Source organism: Stieleria mannarensis (assembly GCF_014154935.1).
Classification (GTDB): Bacteria; Planctomycetota; Planctomycetia; order Pirellulales; family Pirellulaceae; genus Stieleria; species Stieleria mannarensis.
In genome coordinates this window covers 84000-102912 of sequence record NZ_JACEHH010000006.1, presented here as the reverse complement: position 1 = coordinate 102912, position 18913 = coordinate 84000, and the positions used below count along the sequence as shown (strand labels likewise).

The 18913-nt window shown below is 59.0% G+C and carries 13 protein-coding genes; 5 read left to right on the top strand and 8 right to left on the bottom strand.

The window, feature by feature from the left end:
* Window positions 1-3 precede the first annotated feature (3 nt).
* The gene (locus tag H1B37_RS34330; protein WP_182865768.1) at window positions 4-2805 is read left to right on the top strand and encodes a DUF11 domain-containing protein; all 2802 of its coding nucleotides are present in this window, start codon (window positions 4-6) and stop codon (window positions 2803-2805) included.
* Between the two features lie 215 nt (window positions 2806-3020).
* On the opposite strand, the gene eno is transcribed toward H1B37_RS34330, so the two are convergent.
* The gene (gene eno / locus H1B37_RS06225; protein ID WP_182865767.1) at window positions 3021-4304 is read right to left on the bottom strand and encodes a phosphopyruvate hydratase; all 1284 of its coding nucleotides are present in this window, start codon (window positions 4302-4304) and stop codon (window positions 3021-3023) included.
* Window positions 4305-4467: 163 nt separating this feature from the next.
* Between eno and H1B37_RS06220 the strand changes: the two genes are divergently transcribed.
* On the top strand, window positions 4468-5100 hold the full coding sequence (locus H1B37_RS06220) for a riboflavin synthase (protein WP_182865850.1): 633 nt from the start codon (window positions 4468-4470) through the stop codon (window positions 5098-5100).
* Window positions 5097-6008, top strand: a complete 912-nt coding sequence (gene rsmA / locus H1B37_RS06215; RefSeq protein ID WP_182865766.1) for a 16S rRNA (adenine(1518)-N(6)/adenine(1519)-N(6))-dimethyltransferase RsmA — start codon at window positions 5097-5099, stop codon at window positions 6006-6008. Before H1B37_RS06220 ends, rsmA begins: the two co-directional genes overlap by 4 nt.
* A 271-nt stretch (window positions 6009-6279) precedes the next feature.
* Here rsmA and H1B37_RS06210 read toward each other — a convergent pair whose 3' ends face one another.
* Complete coding sequence (locus H1B37_RS06210) at window positions 6280-7551, bottom strand: outer membrane protein assembly factor BamB family protein (RefSeq protein WP_182865765.1); 1272 nt, start codon at window positions 7549-7551, stop codon at window positions 6280-6282.
* Between the two features lie 210 nt (window positions 7552-7761).
* The gene (locus H1B37_RS06205) at window positions 7762-8889 is read right to left on the bottom strand and encodes an SGNH/GDSL hydrolase family protein (protein ID WP_182865764.1); all 1128 of its coding nucleotides are present in this window, start codon (window positions 8887-8889) and stop codon (window positions 7762-7764) included.
* A gap of 339 nt (window positions 8890-9228) precedes the next feature.
* On the opposite strand from H1B37_RS06205, the gene H1B37_RS06200 reads away from it, so the two are divergent.
* On the top strand, window positions 9229-10383 hold the full coding sequence (locus H1B37_RS06200) for a M24 family metallopeptidase (RefSeq protein WP_182865763.1): 1155 nt from the start codon (window positions 9229-9231) through the stop codon (window positions 10381-10383).
* Window positions 10380-10937, top strand: coding sequence for a molybdopterin adenylyltransferase (gene mog, locus H1B37_RS06195; protein WP_182865762.1), 558 nt, complete (start codon window positions 10380-10382; stop codon window positions 10935-10937). The genes H1B37_RS06200 and mog overlap by 4 nt, the downstream gene beginning before the upstream one ends.
* 73 nt (window positions 10938-11010) lie before the next feature.
* On the opposite strand, the gene H1B37_RS06190 is transcribed toward mog, so the two are convergent.
* The 5 genes from H1B37_RS06190 to H1B37_RS06170 form a co-directional block, all read right to left on the bottom strand.
* Window positions 11011-12846: a heparinase II/III family protein gene (locus H1B37_RS06190; protein ID WP_182865761.1), complete on the bottom strand. Its 1836-nt coding sequence runs from the start codon at window positions 12844-12846 to the stop codon at window positions 11011-11013.
* Between the two features lie 15 nt (window positions 12847-12861).
* Window positions 12862-14208: a glycosyltransferase family 4 protein gene (locus tag H1B37_RS06185; RefSeq protein WP_182865760.1), complete on the bottom strand. Its 1347-nt coding sequence runs from the start codon at window positions 14206-14208 to the stop codon at window positions 12862-12864.
* A 283-nt stretch (window positions 14209-14491) separates the two neighbouring features.
* On the bottom strand, window positions 14492-16639 hold the full coding sequence (locus tag H1B37_RS06180; RefSeq protein WP_182865759.1) for a bi-domain-containing oxidoreductase: 2148 nt from the start codon (window positions 16637-16639) through the stop codon (window positions 14492-14494).
* A gap of 22 nt (window positions 16640-16661) precedes the next feature.
* A complete protein-coding gene (locus H1B37_RS34325; RefSeq protein ID WP_182865758.1) occupies window positions 16662-17759 on the bottom strand; it encodes a glycosyltransferase in 1098 nt (365 codons plus the stop codon).
* Between the two features lie 25 nt (window positions 17760-17784).
* The gene (locus H1B37_RS06170) at window positions 17785-18864 is read right to left on the bottom strand and encodes a glycosyltransferase family 4 protein (protein ID WP_182865757.1); all 1080 of its coding nucleotides are present in this window, start codon (window positions 18862-18864) and stop codon (window positions 17785-17787) included.
* Window positions 18865-18913: the final 49 nt, after the last annotated feature.

The window sequence follows — 18913 nt, the reverse complement described above, 5'->3', positions numbered from 1 at the left end:
GCGGTGAAGACGTCGACAGATGCGAGTCGCTGGGTGTTGGTCGCCATGCTGGTGCTCATCCAGTTGGCCGGTTGCTCGCGATTGCGATTGCCCGCGATTGATCCGACGGGGCAACGAATCTTCAACCCGCTACCGGCAACCACTTCGATCGCGTTGCCGGGGTCGGCCGGCGAAGGTCGTCTGGGAAACTGTTTTAAGAACCTCGGCGATCCGCTCAACCTCTGCCCGCTCTCGCTGCCCGAGCCCGCGTTTCCCGAACCGGCTGATCCGCCCGCCTGTTTGACACCGGTCCCGGCAACCCCCGCCGCACCACTGTCGTCCGTCGGGCCTGCCTCCAGCGGACCCTGTGTGCCGAGCACCCCATGCACCGAGGACTGCAAACACGGTCCTCCGGCGATCCTGTACGGCAACGAGTGCCAGATGAAAGAGCTGTGCCGATTACCCAAACGCGGCAAACGAGGATGCATCCTGCTCTCGCCGCAAAAGATCGTGGCGCCGGTCGGTGGTGAAGTCGTTTTGTTGTCCGGGATCTGTGGTGACCAGGGCCATCTGCAAGTCGGTGAGCCGTTGGAATGGATGCTGACGCCGGAAAGCGTCGGCACATTCATCCAAGTCGGTGACGATGACCCGGGCGTGATGCACCGACTGGCGCGGATCAAAAAGGCGTCCAAACAAGATCCCTCCTACGCGTTCGGCGTGACCAGCACCAAACGCGTCAAAATCACGCGTGGGAATCTGAATCCCAACGACGACGTGCAACTGGAAAAGGGACAAACCTGGATCACCGTCAGCAGCCCCAGCGAAGGGACCAGCAAGGTCACGGTGTTGGCGCCCGAGAGCGAATGTTGGGATCAACGAAAAGCGACCGCGACGATCTATTGGGTCGATGCGGCACGGCAGTTTCCGGGGACGCAAATCGTGCCGGCGGGAACGCCTGTCACGTTGACGACTCGCGTCACGCGATCCGAAGGCATGTTGCCGGCTCGGGGATGGAAGGTCTACTACGAAATCATGCAACCCGAACTCGGTTCGTTCGCTTCGACCGGCGCATCCTTTGTCGAAGCCACCGTCGATGGCGAAGGCAACGCGACGGTCCAGTTGATCCCCACGCCGGGCACGTCGGGCACCGCAGCGATTGCGATGCGGGTGATTCGGCCCGGCGGTGAAACCGACAACATGCCGCCGCTGACATTGTTCACCGGCGAGACGTATGTTACGTGGAGTGCCCCGCAGTTGGCGATCCGTGCCGGTGCACCGTCGATCGCGTCGTTCGGCATTCCCTTCGAAGCCGCCGCGGCGGTGTCCAACCCCGGCGATCAAGCGGCCACCAACGTGCGGGTGATCATGCAGATCCCGCCGGGCGTTCAAGCATCCAGCACCGATTCATTCGCACAAAACCTGCCGAATGCGATCGTCTGGGAAATCGGTGAACTGCCGGCCCAGCAGGAATTGGATCTGTTGCTCAACGTCACCACCGAATCTTCGATGGTGTTGAATTTTGAAGCCCGGGCGGATGGTCCGTTGGTGGCAACCACCTCGGTCACGGTGGACGTGTTCCGACCGTCGTTGGTGTTGAGTGTTGCACCCGAAAAAGACCGTTACGAGGTCGGCGAGGAAGTGACGTTCAACATCGATGTTCGCAACACCGGTGATCGACCGCTCACGAACCTGCAATTGATCGCCAACGGTGACGATTCGATGCTGCACACGCCCAGCAATTTGCGCCGCGTGGTCAAACCCAAGCAAGATCCGAACACGCAAGAAGACATTCCGCTACAGCCCGGTGAAACCTGGCCCGTTGCCGTCACCTTCATCGCCACCGATCCCGGACGACGATGCATCCAGCTGGAAGCGACCGCTGATGCCGGCCAACGAGCGACGACCGAGTCCTGCGTGACGGTGATCAACCAGCCGCCGCCGACACCCGCAGTCACCGCAACGCTCTCCGGACGCAGTCGGACCTCGGTCGGTAACGAAACACTGTTCCGCGGCGTCGTTGTCAACACCGGCAGTGTTCCGCTGGACAACGTGAAGGTCACGATGGCCTATGATCCCCAGCTCAGCCCGCTCGGGGCGACCGATCAATACTTGTCCGACCCGCGCGCCGGCCAGTACATGATCGAGTGGGTGATCCCGCGGATGGAACCCGAAACCAGCGAAACCTTGGAAGCCAATTTCCGAGTGATCGGAACCAACCCGCGTAGCACGGTCGTGTTGGCCGTTGAATCGCAACAAGGTGCCCGGGCGAGCGAACAATTGCAGTTCGAAATCTTGCCCTCCGCGGTCCGACAACCCGCCCCAGCACCAGCGCCCCCGAACAACCTGCCACCGGCCACGGCACCACCGATGATCCCCGATCGGCAACCGACGCCTGCACCCGATCAGGGGCCGGCACCGCGTCCGGCGCCCGGTCAACCGGCTGAACCGCAAGCTTTGGGTTTGTCGATCACCGGCCCCAATGCGGCGGTGTTCGTCAATCAACCGATCCGCTACGACTTGAAGGTCACCAACCCGTCGTCGCAACCCGATGGCAACGTCAGCATCCGGTTTAACCTGCCCGAGGGCGTCGATGTGATTCGGGTCACGCAACCACTGAGTCCCGAACTGGGTGAGTTCAGTCCCAACGGCGGTTACATCTACTTGAAAGACATCGGAACGCTCAGGCCGTTTGAATCGATCGACTACCTGATCCTGTTGACTTGCAATCAACCCAAGACGTTCACGATCACCGCCGAAGCGGTCAGCCGAGGCAAACCGCTGGGGGCGAGATCCGAAGTGACGACGCAGGTGTTTAGCGATCAGTGAGGCCCCTGCCAGCACGACGCGTTAGCGAGTGGCGGGCGATGGAAGTCTCACTCACCCGTGCCGCTCGCTCACCGGCCTGTTGGTCTAATCAGCCGCACGGCGCTAGCCGCGGTTCCCGCCGCCGCAAAACCGGGGCTAGCGCCCATCGGCTAATCGTTAGCTGTTTCATTTCGACTAAATCAACAGGCCGTCACGCTTCCCGCTGGCATCCGGATCTACTTCAGCTTGGCGGCGAAGTGCGGTCCGCCGTACAGTGCGGCGTCGCCGAGCATCTCTTCGATGCGGAGCAATTGGTTGTACTTCGCCATCCGGTCGCTTCGGCTGGCCGAACCGGTTTTGATTTGACCGGTGCACAGTGCGACGGCCAGGTCGGCGATCGTGCTGTCTTCGGTTTCACCACTTCGGTGGCTGGTCACGGCGGTGTAACCGTGGCGTCCGGCCAGTTGGATCGCATCGATCGTTTCGGTCAGCGAGCCGATTTGGTTGACCTTGATCAAGATGCTGTTGGCGATTCCTTCGTCGATGCCTTTTTGCAGGCGCGTGACGTTGGTGACGAACAAGTCATCACCGACCAGTTGGACGCGATCACCGACGCGCTCGGTCAGTTTCTTCCAAGTGTCCCAATCGTCTTCGTCGCAACCGTCTTCGATGCTGCAGATCGGGTACTTTTCGCACCAGTCGGCCAGGAAGTCGACCATTTCGTCGCCCGAGAGCTGTTTGCCGTCGATCGAGTACTTCTTCGATTCACGATCGTAGAACTCGGTTGATGCGGCATCCAACGCGATCCAAACCTGTTCGCCGGCTTTGTAGCCCGCTTGGTCGATCGCTTGCATGATGACGTCCAGGGCTTCCTGGTTGCTCTTCAGGTCCGGTGCGAATCCGCCTTCGTCACCCACGGCGGTGTTGTAGCCCTTGCTGCTGAGCACCTTCTTGAGGTTGTGGAAGACTTCGGTTCCGCAACGCAGCGCGTCGCTGAATCGTTCGAATCCCAGCGGCATGACCATGAATTCTTGGATGTCGACCGAGTTGTCGGCGTGCTCACCACCGTTGATGATGTTCATCATCGGGGCGGGCAGCAATCGAGCCCCGACACCACCGAGGTAGCGGAACAGGGGTTGTCCGGTCGAAGCGGCGGCGGCGTGTGCGGTGGCCAGCGAGACGCCCAGGATGGCGTTGGCTCCCAGGTTGCTTTTGTTTTCGGTGCCGTCCAGGGCCAACATCGCGGCATCGATTTCCGCTTGGTCCAGCGCGTCCATGCCTTGCAGCGTTTGGCCGATCTTTTCGTTGACATTGTTGACGGCAGTTTGGACACCCTTGCCCATGAAAACGGACTTGTCGCCGTCACGCAGTTCCCACGCCTCGTGGGCACCGGTGCTGGCACCACTCGGGACGGCCGCACGGCCGTGGGCACCGTCTTCCAGCAGAACTTCGCATTCGACGGTGGGATTGCCGCGGCTGTCCAGAATTTGGCGTGCGTGAATCGCTTCGATCAGGGTCATCGGAGACCTCTTATGGGTGTTGGGGGGTGTGGCGGGGAAATGTTTTGTTGTCGACGAGCGCGTGCCATCGCTTGTCCATTTGGGCGGCATTCTGTCCAATGCGGGGCAAAGTGGCTACCCGCCAACCGTTTTTGACGCATTTTCCGCCGTTCTGCTATCTGCAATGTTCACTGGTCTGGTCGAAACTATGGGCGAGATTGTCGAAATCGTCGACGATCCCCCCGGAAAACTCCTTCGAGTCCGCTCTTCGATGGTTTTCAGCGACGCCGCCATCGGCGACAGCATCTGCATCAACGGGTGCTGTCTGACGATCGTCACGCTCGACGGCGAGGTGGCCGATTTCGAGGCCGGGCAAGAAACGCTGTCACGGACCAACCTGGGCAAATTGGTCGCCGGTGATCGCGTCAATTTGGAACGCTCGCTGGCCGTCGGCAGCCGGATGGGCGGCCACTACGTCAGCGGCCATGTCGACACGCTGGGCGAACTGATCGAGCGAACCGAAGACCCGCCCTGGGCGAACCTGAGGTTTCGCATCCCGACACAGTACGCCAGCCAAGTCGCCAGCAAGGGCAGCATCGCGATCGACGGCATCAGTTTGACGGTGGTCGACGCCGACGACGATTCCTTTACCGTCGCATTGATCCCGCACACCCTGGCGATGACGACGCTGGGATTTCGCAATGTCGGCGACGCTGTGAACCTGGAAACCGATCTCCTGGCCAAATACGTTCAACGCTCACTGGGGTTGCTCTCGGACGACCAGATTCACGACCCCAAGCTCAATTCGGACGCATGAATCAACCACGTCAAACTGCCAGCTATCTCTCCAGACGACTCTCCGAAGCCGGTTTGCGGCCGGTGTCGAAGTACGGCCAGAACTTTTTGATCGATCTGAATCTGGTCGACTTGATCGCCAACTCCGCCGAACTGCGAAAAACGGACGTCGTCTTAGAAATCGGCACCGGCGTCGGATCGTTGACCTCTCGGCTGTCCGATGCCGCCGGAGCCGTCTTGTCGGTCGAAATTGACAAGAACTTGCACCAGCTAGCCAGCGAAGAGTTGACCGGTCGCCCGAACGTCAAATTGTTGCAAGGCGACGCGCTGCGGAACAAGAATTCGCTACGAGCGGATTTGATCGAGTTGATCACCGAGGCGATGCAGCGAATCGGCAGCGAGGCACGGTTCTTGTTGGTCGCCAATTTGCCCTACAACGTGGCCACCCCGATCATTTCGAATCTGTTGCATCAATCGCCCGCACCCGACGTGATGGTCGTCACCATTCAAAAGGAATTGGCCGAAAGGATTGTCGCCGAGCCGGGGACGAAAGACTATGGGGCGCTCAGCATTTGGATCCAGTCGCTGTGTCGCGCGGAAATCGTGCGGGTCCTCGGCCCCAAAGTCTTCTGGCCGCGACCGAAAGTCGACTCGGCGGTGATCCGTTTGGACTTCGATCCCGAGCGTCGCGATGCCATCGCCGACCTGGACTACTTTCATCAAACGGTGCGCGCGTTGTTTTTCCACCGCCGAAAATTCTTGCGCAGCAACGTCATCAGCGCGATGAAAAACCGACTCAGCAAACCCCAAGTCGACGAGGTGTTGCAGTCGCTCGGTCACGGTGAAACCGCGCGTGCCGAAGAACTTTCCGTCCAGCAAATCCAGCAACTCGTCGAAGCCCTCCGCATCGCCGAAGCGAACGCGGGTTAGGCCCAGCCAATGCCAGCACGACGCGTAAGCGAGTGGCCAACGATGGTGTCGGCAATTAAGCGGGCCGCTCGCTTACGCTTCCCGCTGGCATGAGACAAACGCCAATGCCAGCACGCAGCGTCGGCGAGTGGCTAGCGATGGTGTCGGCGATTATCCGGGCCGCTCGCTTACGCTTCCCGCTGGCATGAGACAAATGCCGATGCCAGCACGACGCGTCAGCGAGTGGCCGACGATGGTTTCTGCGATTATCCGGGCCGCTCAGCGCCCAACCTCACTGCGCCTCTCCCAAGCAATACAAATACTCCTGACGCCGATCCTCCTCATAATGCGCCACGCGCGTGTAAATGCGGCTATCACAGATCGTCGGGGTGGCGAACACACTTTCGCCCAACTTGTTCTCCGCGATTTTTTCGAATCGCTGCGGGTCTGCTTTGAAAATGAACGTTTCGCCTTGCTCGTTGGTCGCGTAGATCCGATCGCCCACGAGCACCGGTGAACTGCTGAAGTCTCCGCCCAGGCGTTTCTTCCATTGGGTTTCGCCGCTCGCGCTTTCCACACACTCCGCGATCCCCGCATCAAGTGTCATGTACAGGTAGCCGTCCTTGTGCAACATCGACGGGACATAGACGCGAGTGTTGGTCCGCCAGGCGACTTTGCCCGAGCCATCGGCCACGACCGCGGAGAGATGATTGTCGGGATAGCCGCCGCTGGAAAACACATGTTTGCCGTCGGTCAGGGTCGTCGTCACGCATTCCGTCGTCGCACCTTCGATCTCCCAAAGCGTGGCGCCGGTCGCGGGATCAAGGCTGGTGATCAGGTCGCAACCGGTAAACACCAGTTGGGCTTTGCCGTCGATGGTCAGGATGGAAGGGGAGGCATAGTTCGGTTTAGCAGGGCGATCGCGTCGCCAAACAATTTCGCCCGAAACACGGTCCATCGCGACGATCGCGCCGCCGGCCTTGTTGTCCGCCGAGCAAATCACCAGCTGTTTGTAAATCGCCGGCGACGATCCATAACCCTGGTGGACGACATAATCGCACAGACGCTGCGTCCACACGATCTTGCCGCTCAAATCCAGCGCCGTCGTATGGATCGCTTCATCGTTGAAAAAATTGATGAACAATCGCTCGCCGTCGGTGGCGAGAGTCGATGAAGCCGACGACGCCTTCTCGTTCGCTTTTCGTTTTCCCTTGGACTCGTACTCGCCTTGATGCACGATCGCTTCCCATTCAACCGTTCCGGTTCGGCGGTCAAGACAGAGCACGACTTGCACCTTCCGTTGGTCATCGGCGGTCGCCAAATAGACGCGTTGGCCCAACAACATCGGTGATCCGTGACCGCGCCCAGGGATGGCGGTTTTCCAAATGACATTTTCGTTTTCACTCCACCGCGTCGGCGGGTTCTGGTCAGGCGACGCGGTACCGTCTCGCTGCTGGCCTCGCCACCAAGGCCAATCCGTCGCCGGAAACGAAGGCGTTTGGGCGGACGCCGTGTTCATCGCGAACGTGAACAGGACGGTGAGGAGGATCTGGGCCGTTCTCATTTGCGTTTCATTCGTTTTATGGTGTGAACTTATGTGTTGCTTATTTAGCGTTTAGAGCATAGCGGACCCCACCTGCGGCTTTTTGATTGAGTCAATGTTCCGAGGTCGATTTGATAATGCCAGCCCGACGCGTGAGCGAGGGGCACCGCGCGGCCCCTCGCTCACGCGTCGGGCTGGCATCAACAGGGACCTACCTTCTGGCGACGCCGGCTAAGCTCTCAACGCCTGTCGCAGCGCCGGTTCCATCGCATTGGCTTGGTTGAAAAAACCGAGATCCGATGGGTGTGAACCGTCCGTCGTGTCATCGCGATTGTCCGTCAGCAGACTCTCGCCATCGACATAGAACAGACGTTCCGTCCCGGCGTCCAGCAATCTGCGGTAGGCCGCCTGGAACGCCTCACGACTGGTGCGGTTGCGAGTTGCCTGGGACTGTAGCAACCACGAACCCGAATAAGACCGATCTTCGACCAATACGATCGGAACGTTTGGATGGGCACTGCGAAGCTGGCGGACCATCGGCTCGGTCCGTTCGGTGATTTCCGCGGCGACCATGTTGGGCAAGCAATCCAGCACATAAACCGACGGATCGAGTTCGACCAAGAATTGACCGACCTCTTTTTCCAGTTTGCCGTTGCCGGAGAAACCCAGGTTGATCACCGGGCGATCAAGCCTGCGTCCCAAGATCGCCGGGTGGGGCATGCCGGGCCGCGACGCGCAGGCTCCGTGTGTGATCGAAGTGCCGTAGAACACGATCGGCTTTTCCGTGCGTGGTGCCATCGGTTCGAATCGCGAGGTTGAATCGACACCAATCTGCAACGATTCGGTCCCGTTGTACAGCGGCAAATAGATGGAGTAATCCCGCATCCCCGGACGAAGCCCCTGGACCAGCGTCGTCTTCATGTGTTGCTTGTTGGGTTTACAGACGGCCACCCACTTCCAATTGCCTTGTTCGTCCTGGCCGTAAAGATCCAGCCCGCTGACGCCGGTTGCCGGCATGTGGGGCATGGCAAGATTGGATGAAGTCACCGCATAGTCGACTTGGATTTCCGTCGCATCGGTTCGGAAACGGACCATCATCCCGGCCGAATGTCGACTGAGATTCCAGACGGCGTTGCGGACGACACCCTTGGCTCGCGCGGGCAGGCGGTCGAAGTATTTTTCGGTGTCATCAAATCCGCGGCCTTCGATCCCCCAGTCACGGACATCGTGCCACTGGACTTGTGACGAATCGGCTGCTGCGGAGGAATCAGCGGCAAAGGTCAGCCGCGGGGCGGCCGAAGTGGCAATCCCTGCCGCGGCGACAAAGAGAAAGTTGCGTCGAGAGAATGTCGGATTCATCGGGAGGTGCTTCTTCGGTGGGGGAGTCGGTTCGGGGGGATGCCTATCATAGCCACCCTCTGCGTCGCCGTGTCGCCTCGCAAAATAGGCTAACAATCCGCTATAACGTCAGCGCGACATACTCTCCCGTTGGTGTCTTGCCTTGAGGCGATCCCCCCGGGCGACGCTGTTGGTGTCTAGCCTTTAGGCGATTTCCCCGGGGCGGCAACGCCGCCCACATCCAGGCGTTAGCCGATGCTCGGCTACGAAGAATCGCCTAATAGCTAGACACCAACGTTTGCCGAGTCCTGGTCAGGGGCCCGTGCGATTCGTCGCGCCGATGACTCGACCGAAATCCAAATGAGTTTCAGGATGCCCGATGTTTCACTGCCGGCGATTTTTGCCGGAATCCCCCTCAAGAACCCATCCCTGTTTCGTCGCATCTGCGTCCCGATCGGTGATCCGGCGGCCTGGATCGAAACTCCGGATCGTCGCGTGGCATTGGTTCGCGACATCGAAATGGACCGCGTCCGTGGCAGCAGCAACGCCGACCGAGTGGTCTGTCCGGCGGACTATGAACCGGCCGACAAACTGGACGCCGATCGCGAAACCGCAACGGCGCAAGCGGTCGCGGAATATTGTCGGCGAGAGAACCTTGCTGCCGTTCGCGTCGACCGGACGCTGCCGTTTGTTTTTGCCTGGCACCTGCAGCAAGCCGGAATCGAATTGACCTACGATTCGGACCTGGGGGTCCTTGACCGACGTCAAAAGACCGAGCAAGAAATCGCTTGGCTGGCCGAAGCCCAAGCGGTCACCGAAACGGTAATGCAATTCATGTGTGAAACCATCGCGAGGTCAACCGTGGCCGCCGATGGAACGCTGGTGCACGACGGGGAGACGTTGACCAGCGAGCGAGCGCGAGCGATGGCGGCCGCGGAGTTTCTGCGACGTGACTACTCGATGTCACACGGTGCGATCGTGGCGACCGCCCCCGACGTGGCCGACTGCCATCACGCCGGCGCCGGGGCCCTGCGAACGGGCGTGCCGGTGATCGTCGACCTGTTTCCGATGAACAACCAAACCCGCTACTGGGGCGATTGCACGCGGACGGTCGTTCACGGCCAGCCGACCGAGACGGTGCAAAAGATGCACGCCGCCGTCGTCGCTGCGAAAACCGCGGCGGTCAAACAACTCCGCGTCGGACAAACAGCCGAGTCGGTGCACTTGGCCGCCGATCAAGCGTTGCTCGACGCCGGATTCGAATCCTCGCGTGGAACCGTCTCGGATCAACCGACGATTCAACACGGCACCGGTCACGGGATCGGGCTGGATGTGCACGAGCCGATCCTGTTGGACATCGGCGGCGGCCCGGTACTCGAGCGCGAGGTGTTCACGGTCGAACCGGGACTCTACGGACGCGACGTCGGCGGTGTCCGGGTCGAAGACATGCTGGTCGTTCGCGACGGCGACGCCCAGAGCCTGAATCAACTGCATGAAGGACTCGATTGGACATGACGCAACCGAATCAGAATCAATCCGTTGCGGCCCGAATCGGAATCGTCACGGTGTCCGATCGCGCCAGCCGTGGCGAGTATGAAGACCTGGGCGGGCCGGCGATCGATGCCTACCTGAAAGAAGTTCTGACCAGCCCGTGGACGCCGATCTCGCGCGTGATCCCCGATGAGCGAGAGACGATCGAGGCGACGCTGCGGCAACTTTGCGAAGTCGAGCGTTGCTGTCTGGTGGTGACGACCGGCGGGACGGGACCGTCGGCGCGGGACGTGACGCCGGAGGCGACCGAAGCGGTTTGTGACCGCATGATGCCCGGATTCGGGGAACTGATGCGAAAGGTGTCGCTGGAGAAGGTGCCGACGGCCATTCTGTCGCGGCAAACCGCCGGCCTGCTCGGTGACAGCTTGATCATCAACCTGCCGGGAAAACCCAAAGCCATCGCCGAATGCTTGGACGCCGTCTTCCCCGCCGTCCCCTACTGCATCGACCTGATGCACGGCCCGCGTTTAGAAACCGATCCTGAACGATTGACGGCGTTCCGCCCGAAGTCGAAGTAACCAGCTTGACGTCGCGACGCTTGCCAGAGCGTGGAATCCCTGGGGGTGGGCGCCCGCCTTCCCGCGAAGGCAGCTAATTCGGCCGACCATCGGCAGTCGAAACGCAAAGCGATGCTCCGTCGACGAGCGTGACCTTCAATTGCCCCTCCGTCAATTCAACTCCCGGGGCGGCCGTCGCCGCGGTGGATTGGAGCGGAAGGTGGAACCCGAGCCAGCCACGGGAGTTGCACTGTTTAACACTGGTGACAACGCGGTTGGCGATTTGCTCTCCGAAATTCGGACAATAGATGCTGTCCTGAATCGATAACTTGGCAGTTTCGCCCAGGCCCTCGATGATGTACTTCATGTCATGCTCGCTCGTGTGTGTCGCCACGACCGTCTGATGATTCGCGTCGAGTGACAACAGCCACTCCGGATGCCAGTGCAACCGGGAGATCGCTTCGATGGTGCCGGAAAATCCATCAAACCAGTCGATGATCGTCCATGCGGCTCTGCACTCCAGGACCAACCGTCCCGCTGGACACCCAAAACCATCATGAGCCGCGGCACACCAAGCGGATTCCTCGGTCGTGCCGTGCCGTTTCCAAAGCACTTTTCCGCGGCGCCCCATTCGAAAGCTGGACCAGAGGTCGCATTGTTCAAGCGTCCCGAGCTGAAGCACGTTGTGGGCTGCGGTCTGTCGGCATTGTTGACGCAACGCCCCCGGTTCATACTGAAAGTTTCCCGAATCGACGATCGCGTCACGCGCTCCGAGCGTGGCGGTGATTTGCAACAGATCGGCATGGCCGTGGGCCGGCAGATGATCACAGGCCAGCGGGCCGACGTCGAACAGGATTCGATCTCCCCGGTCGGATTGACTGGCCCAATAGTCGACCGTCGGATTCCCCTTGGCGTCGGGATCCCAGAAAGTATCCGCCCATTGGAACACTTGATCTAAGTCTGGAGTTCCGCCCCGTACCGAATCGGCCAGCAGTGGGAAATGTCCGTCGGGTTGGCGAATCCACAGCGCGAACTGATACATCTGGCTGATGACGGTTCTCAGCGAATCCAAGTCACTCGACTGAGCAAACCGGGCCGCTTCGGCACATTGCAAGACACTGACCATCATCAGCGCGTGGTAGGTCGGTGCCCGCTCATAGTGTTCTCCTGACGGCAAGATTTGTTCGTCCAGCTCGGCCAACAATCGCGGCTGAACTGACGACACTCGGGCATCACCCTCAAGTTCCAGGAATGATTCCGCCAGGAAGAGTGCCGTCAGGTTCTCCAGCAGATGGTTTCCGCCCAGGTCCCATTCACAGTTGCGACGCAACCAGTGGACTTGGTCAGCAACGTAGCGCCAGAACGGTGCGGCGATCTCCGCCGGTGGATCGTGCATCGCCGCCAAGGAAAGCCAAACCGGCAACCGTCGAGAAATACAAAACGGATGCCACGCATCGGGATCGCGAACCGGGCTCTGATGACGCGGTTCCGCAAGCCACGAGCCGACGATGCGGTAGGCGGCGTGTGCGCCATGCCGGTCGGCCAGGTCAGTCAAGTATTCCTGGCATTGAAGGTGAAAACGCCACAATCGTGGAGCCGCTGGATTCCAGTCCACTTGGGGGGCGCCGCCTGCGGTATGGATTCGCAGATCGCGCGTCTGATGAAGGAATCGAAACCGCCCGGCGACGATGTCAGCAGCATCGGCATTGCGTTCCGGCCACAGCCCTAGCCTATGCGCCGCGATCTGTTGAAATGCCGATCGGGCGCCCGGTTTCCAGTGGGCCTGACGCCTCCCGATCTTCAGCACCCACCGTTCGGGCAATCGCCTGCGAACGTGTCGTTGCACGGTACGGTACAGCCGCCAAGCAAACTGGCCGGGGCGGTGGTAGCGGAGGAGCGCGACGAGGCGAGAAAAGCGGCGTAGCGCCATTAAAACTCCAGCCCTTCAGCAATGACTGCCGCCGGAAGATCCCACGGGGGTCAGGCTGCAGTCATACGGGCGATCGTCAGACTTCTCCCCCCAGTTTCGATCCTCAAGACAAAACACTTCACCTTGGGAGGTACGCTGAACGATCGACAACATCTCCCGCGCCAGTTGATCTCGATTGAAATGTTCGATCACGAACTTGCGGCCGTTTCGTCCCATTTGCCGAACCGTCTCCGGGGCACCCATCATCCGGTTCAGAATCTCAAACAGTTGAGCGTCGTTTTCCGGTTCCATCGCGACCCCGCTCTCGGCCGCAAGCACGATCTCCAGGGCGCGCCCGCGAACGCCCATGATGATCGCTCGCTCCATCGCCATTGTTTCAAAGATCTTGGACGGGATGACGTGCTCAAACAGGTCCACTTTGCTGAGATGGACCAAACAGGCGTCCGACGCCGAGAGCACCTGGGGAATCTCCGTTTTGTCCAACCGGCCGGTCAGCCGGATCAGATCACCGAGCCCTAATTCCGTCACCGTGCGTCGCAATTGCTCCAGCTTCGCCCCGCCACCGACAACCAAAAACAGCACGTCATTTCGCCCCGCTTGGTGAAACCGTTGCGCCGCATTGATGATGACGTCCAAACCGTGGGCCATCCCCACCGTACCGACGTAGGAACAAACGAACTTCCCCGCCAATCCATGCCGCTCAGCAAACGAGGAGCACTCGGTATCGGGCTCGAACTGCTTCGGGTCAACTCCGTTGGTGACGATCGAAATCCGATCCCCAACGTCGACCTTTGAAAGGATATTGTCGCGATATCCCGGGCCGACTGCGACAATGTGGTTGGCACGGCGGTACATCCAACGCTCGATCCACTCGAGCATTCGAATGATGACGCCGCGTCGAATCGCACCGACAGTCACGATTGACTCCGGCCAGATGTCGCGTACCTCCAACACCAGCGGGCACCACTTCAACCAACTCGCAAATACCCCAGTGAGTCCACAAAAAAATTGCGGCGTGGTTGCGACGATCACGTTCGGTCGACGTACGAAGAACGCAAACGCCAATAGGGCGGAAATCAGATAGCTGAGGTAGTTCAGGATCAGCGCCGCTCTTCCGCGACGATTCTGAATCAAGGTCCAGACGCGGACCACGTCCACCCCATCGATCGTCTCCCGCTGCGGCCAAAGGCGATTCCTGTAGCCATCGTACACCTTTCCATCGGGCACGTTCGGGGCGCAAGTGATGACCGTAACTTGGTCAACATTCGGCTCGCGAAGCCAACGAGCGCAGTGATCGGCCGTTCGAGAGGCCGGTGCATTGCCTTCCGGCGTGTAGTAGTGCGAGAAGAATACGATTTTCACAAAACAACTACGTTTAGATAGAAACTGAAAATCTCTTTGCGGCCAAACTTGTATCGGATTCGAATTCCCCATGATCCTTCATGCCAACGACCCTCGCAACCGACCCAACGCACGATCATTCCGATTCACACGGGAATCCAAGGGTTACCGGGGCTCAGGGCTCCACTGATCACAAAACAATCACGAGTGTTCCATCCGTCAACGTGCCATTGACCAGCAGACCGGCAGCCCCATAAATTCCCGATCCACAATGCCCGAGTATTCCCGCTTTTGTGGGGGGCGGCTATGCGGGCTCGATGGATGCAGAAATCTGGCTCCGGATTTGCTCGTCGGCGTCAAGCGTCGCCAGACTCACCTCGGCCAATTCCTGTGGGGGGATCGGCCAATGGCCTTCGCGACAAGCCCTTTGAATAAATGCTTCGACCCCGCCGGCGTGCCCCTTGTCCTGACTGCGTGTTTTGAGCGATTTCTTGTCACCGACGACGAAGGATCGGCGGAAATTATTGACGACGAAGACCTTCCCGCCGGCGAACACTTCCACCCGTTCTTTGGGGAACGCACTGTTCCCGTTGGCAAGATAGTGAATCGTGGCAATCGATCCGTCTTGGAAAGCCAGCTGAATCGCGGCGCAATCCCCCAATCTTCCGTCGCCGCTGCGCATCGCCGTCGCGACAACTTTCTCGATCGGACTGTCGACGACGAATCGTGCAAGATCAATAAAATGACAGGCTTCGCCGATGATGCGTCCTCCCCCTACTTCCAAATCTTGCGTCCAGTGGTCCGCCGGAATTTTGCCCCCATTGATGGTCAGAACGAGCGCCTTGGACGAGTGCGCCGATCTCAGCCAACTCTTTAACGCCACGGTGTGCGGGGAAAAACGCCGATTGAATCCGACCATCAAGCGTTGTGAGGGATGGTCGTTCAAGCAAGCAGTCACTTGTGCGAGTTCCTCTCGATTCATCGCGAGCGGCTTCTCGACGAAGACGTGCTTTCCGTGCTCCAATGCTTGAACGACGAACGAAGCATGCGTATTGTGCGGTGTTGTGATAAACACCGCGTCGACCGTTTCGTCCTCAAGCACTGCCCGCATCTCGGTTCCGCACCGAGAGAATCCAAACTTTTTTGCCGCGTGCGACGCCGAGACCCCAGTTCCGCTGATGATCGAATGGCGAACCAGATTCTCGCTGGGCAGAAGCGGTAACAGCATTCGCGTTGTAAATCCTCCGGCACCGATGAACGCTACTGACGGCGTCTCCGTCTTCGATCCCGGTTGATCTGCAGTTGGCTTGCCGACCCACAGCAATCGCGAGTTTCGCTCCGGACGCGCCTGTTGCTCGTATTCGAGCAGAATGCCCATCGCTCCCTTTTCATGAATCGCATCGTAGCCTTTGAGTGCCTCATCGAACTTGAAGCGGTGCGTGGTCAAGGAATTGGTATTGATTTTTCCACTCTCGAGCAACTGCAGGACCGCCTCGAAGTTTCGCTGTTCTGTCCAACGTACAAAACCGATCGGGTAGTCCAACCCACGTTGTTCGTAGTTGGCATCATAGCGACCCGGCCCGTAGGAACAGGAGACCTGAAACGAAAGCTCTTTTTCATAAAAATCGGCCCGCCGAAGATTCAATCCGACAACGCCGACCAGCACAATCCTGCCGCGTTTTCGACACATTGTCGCCGCTTGATGGATCAGTTCATCACTCTTCGTCGATGCGGTGACCAACACCCCGTCGACACCCTGTCCCCCGGTCCAGTATTCTGCGACCCGCACCGGATCTTCATCTGCGGCGAGATTGACCGTCATGGCGCCGAAGGATTCGGCAAGCTTTAGCTTGTGCTCGTCAAAGTCAATTCCCAAAACCTGACATCCCTGTGCACACAACATTTGGACGGTCAGCAAGCCGATCAGCCCGAGCCCGCTGACAACAATTCGTTCGCCGAGGGTGGGCTGCAGCAGTCGGATGCCCTGCAATCCAATTGCCGAGACCACCGTATAAGCGGCCGCTTCATCGCAAACCCCCGACGGAATCTTGGCGACCAAATTCTCGCTTACGCTAACCATTTCCGCGTGTGGTCCATTGCTGACCACCCTGTCGCCAACGGCAAAACGAGATTGACGTGAAGTTTCCGTGACGACCCCGACGTTGCAGTACCCCAACGGGATCGGCGTATCGAGTTTCGCTCGAACGGCGTCGACCGTCGTCAACAGTCCATCGGTCTTGATCTTTTGGATCACCTGCTTGACCTTGTCCGGCTGGGAACGCGCCTTGGCAAGGTACCCCCCCTTTCCAAAGTCGACCAACATCTTCTCGGTTCCGAGCGAGACGAGTGACCGTAAACTTTGGATCAATACGCTCCCCTGGGCCCGTCGGGGACACGGGACATCGGCGAGCAGCGTTTCGCCGCTGCCAAGGTTCTGCAGGATTTGTTTCATGGAAGCTTCTTGTAAGTGCCTGTCACCGCATCAACCATTCGACGAACGCATCAAGCCGATTGGGAAGCACGATTTTGCTAGGCGAAATTTGATAAGTCTGATCGGCGTGTCGATGACACTCCAATGGGCTCGGTCGCTCAGACCCTCGAATTGCCTCGCGGATCGAGTTTGCAATCGAGTCCACCGACATCGCGTCAAAAGTCAGCGATGCTTTAACGATGTCGTCAAAGCACGCGTCGTTGGGGATGATCGCTTTACATCCCGCTAACACACCTTCGACAATTCCAAGGCCGATCGTTTCTAAAAGGGATGGAAAAACCACATACTCACATCGACTGGCCAATGCGATCGACTCTTCCCACGATACGGCTCCCAGCAGGTGAAGATTCGTCGGCAGGTCATCCGAGCAGCCGGCTTCGTTGCGGGAGATGGTGACGTACAGGTTGCCATCGTTTTCGGTTTGCTGAACGCGTCGCCACGCCTCGATAAGTCGGCGGTGGTTCTTATGGGGACGCGCGTCGCTGACATACACGAACGACCTAGGCTGCCGAACAGTTGATTCGGTCTGACGAATGGCAGTCTCGATGGCACGCCTGTCGAAAAACGGAAAGCATTCGATGCGTTTCGAGTCGCATCGCAGTTCCCGCCCCAGCGTTTCGCTGATTGTCGGCGTCTGCGTAATCCAGTCGTCGGTGTGTTTCGCATTTTGCTTCACTCCCCGCCGCAGCATGGAAAACCGCAAACGATCTTTCAGATTGTATCGAATACGATTGTCCAGAGACGCAAGCAGGTGGGCGTTTTGAAAGTAGGTGGCGACCTCCGTCCCGTCCAACTTGCAAGTTGGCGGAACGTTGCCGAAACAAAGCAATCGTGCGGGCCGAAACCGTTTCACTTGGTCGACCAGCAAACGTCGCCTGCGACCGGAAAAGGGATGACAGGGAGCTTTAAAATCAATGTTGGGACGGTCTGAATTGGAAACGGCCAAGGACGCGCGCGTGTTGTCCGATGCAATCACGCGTGTTTGATCCTGGGGAAGCGCATCGACCAATGTTCGCAGCAGCGTTCCGCCACCACCCCCGCTCAGGTTTGTCGCATCGATCAATAGATGTGTGGATGACACTTCGGATTCCTCCCGCCGCCTGGCACTAGCGTGTTTCAAGCAGCTGTGTTAGTTCTTGGTCCATCCTGGCGGCGACGGAGACAGCCGTGTGCGGAACGCAAAGCTTCTGCGAGCGTTTTCCCATTGCGGTGCGACGATCCGCACTGGTCTGATGAAACCACAGCAATGCGTCGAGAATCGCGTCTGCACTGTCCGGTTCGATCACCAATCCATTATCGCGATCGATGATTAAATCAGCGGTCGCACCACACGTGTTGGTGCCGATCATCGGCATCCCACAACAAGCTGCTTCTGCCAACACCACACCCCATGCGTCGTACACACTGGGAAGAATAAAGACATCCGATTCGTAAAAATGTGTCGGCAATTCCGAACCGTCCACGAACCCCTTGTAGTCGATGCCTTCGCCCCGACAGAGAGAATCAAGTGGCCCTCGACCGCACACGGTCAGCCGCCACGGAGACTGGACCTTCTGGCGGTAACGCGAATAGGCCTCACAAAGCAGGTCGAACCCTTTCCGTGGAATGAGTTGTCCTGCAAATAAAAACGATGGTTCATCGCAATGGACCGTCGCGGCTCGCGTGGCAAATTCACCGATCCGGTCTGAATCCACATTGTAAAGACCGACCAGCAGCTTCGACTTTGGGACCCCCCAGTACTCCATCAACTCCAATCCCGCCCTGCCAGGGACCCAGACGCGTGCTGATCGAGCCAACACGGAACGTAAGGCAAATTTTCCGATGAATTGTTTCCATGTCCCACGCAATGTGTTGTCGGAGCAAAGCACAAGGGGGAGATGCGCGAGTTCGCGATTCGAATAAAGCTTTGCGTACCCCTTGTATTGCCACCCGCTAATCATCAACACGTCGGGCGACACCGCTGCCACCAACTCCGCAACCGCGTTGGCGTCGTTTGCGGTTCGTTCCGTGATTTCAAGTTTCTCAATTCCGTCAAAAAGCTGGTCGCTCACGGGCGATTCGCCTTCACCCAAATTGTCATTTCCGATGCCGGCGACAATCACTTCATGTCCATACTTGCTTTCCATTTCCCGGCAAAACCCCGCCAGATAGCTCGGCAGCCTTGCCCACAGCAGCATCATTTTCATTGTTTGGGAATCTTCCGTGGTTCGTGGACTCGCCCCACAGGCAGTCCGA

Coding starts and splice junctions, on each gene's coding strand:
- eno (WP_182865767.1), bottom strand. CDS start 4,304: ATGACCCTGATCGAAGCGATTCACGCACGCCAAATTCTGGACAGCCGC.
- H1B37_RS06220 (WP_182865850.1), top strand. CDS start 4,468: ATGTTCACTGGTCTGGTCGAAACTATGGGCGAGATTGTCGAAATCGTC.
- rsmA (WP_182865766.1), top strand. CDS start 5,097: ATGAATCAACCACGTCAAACTGCCAGCTATCTCTCCAGACGACTCTCC.
- H1B37_RS06210 (WP_182865765.1), bottom strand. CDS start 7,551: ATGAGAACGGCCCAGATCCTCCTCACCGTCCTGTTCACGTTCGCGATG.
- H1B37_RS06205 (WP_182865764.1), bottom strand. CDS start 8,889: ATGAATCCGACATTCTCTCGACGCAACTTTCTCTTTGTCGCCGCGGCA.
- H1B37_RS06200 (WP_182865763.1), top strand. CDS start 9,229: ATGAGTTTCAGGATGCCCGATGTTTCACTGCCGGCGATTTTTGCCGGA.
- mog (WP_182865762.1), top strand. CDS start 10,380: ATGACGCAACCGAATCAGAATCAATCCGTTGCGGCCCGAATCGGAATC.
- H1B37_RS06190 (WP_182865761.1), bottom strand. CDS start 12,846: ATGGCGCTACGCCGCTTTTCTCGCCTCGTCGCGCTCCTCCGCTACCAC.
- H1B37_RS06180 (WP_182865759.1), bottom strand. CDS start 16,639: ATGAAACAAATCCTGCAGAACCTTGGCAGCGGCGAAACGCTGCTCGCC.
- H1B37_RS06170 (WP_182865757.1), bottom strand. CDS start 18,864: ATGAAAATGATGCTGCTGTGGGCAAGGCTGCCGAGCTATCTGGCGGGG.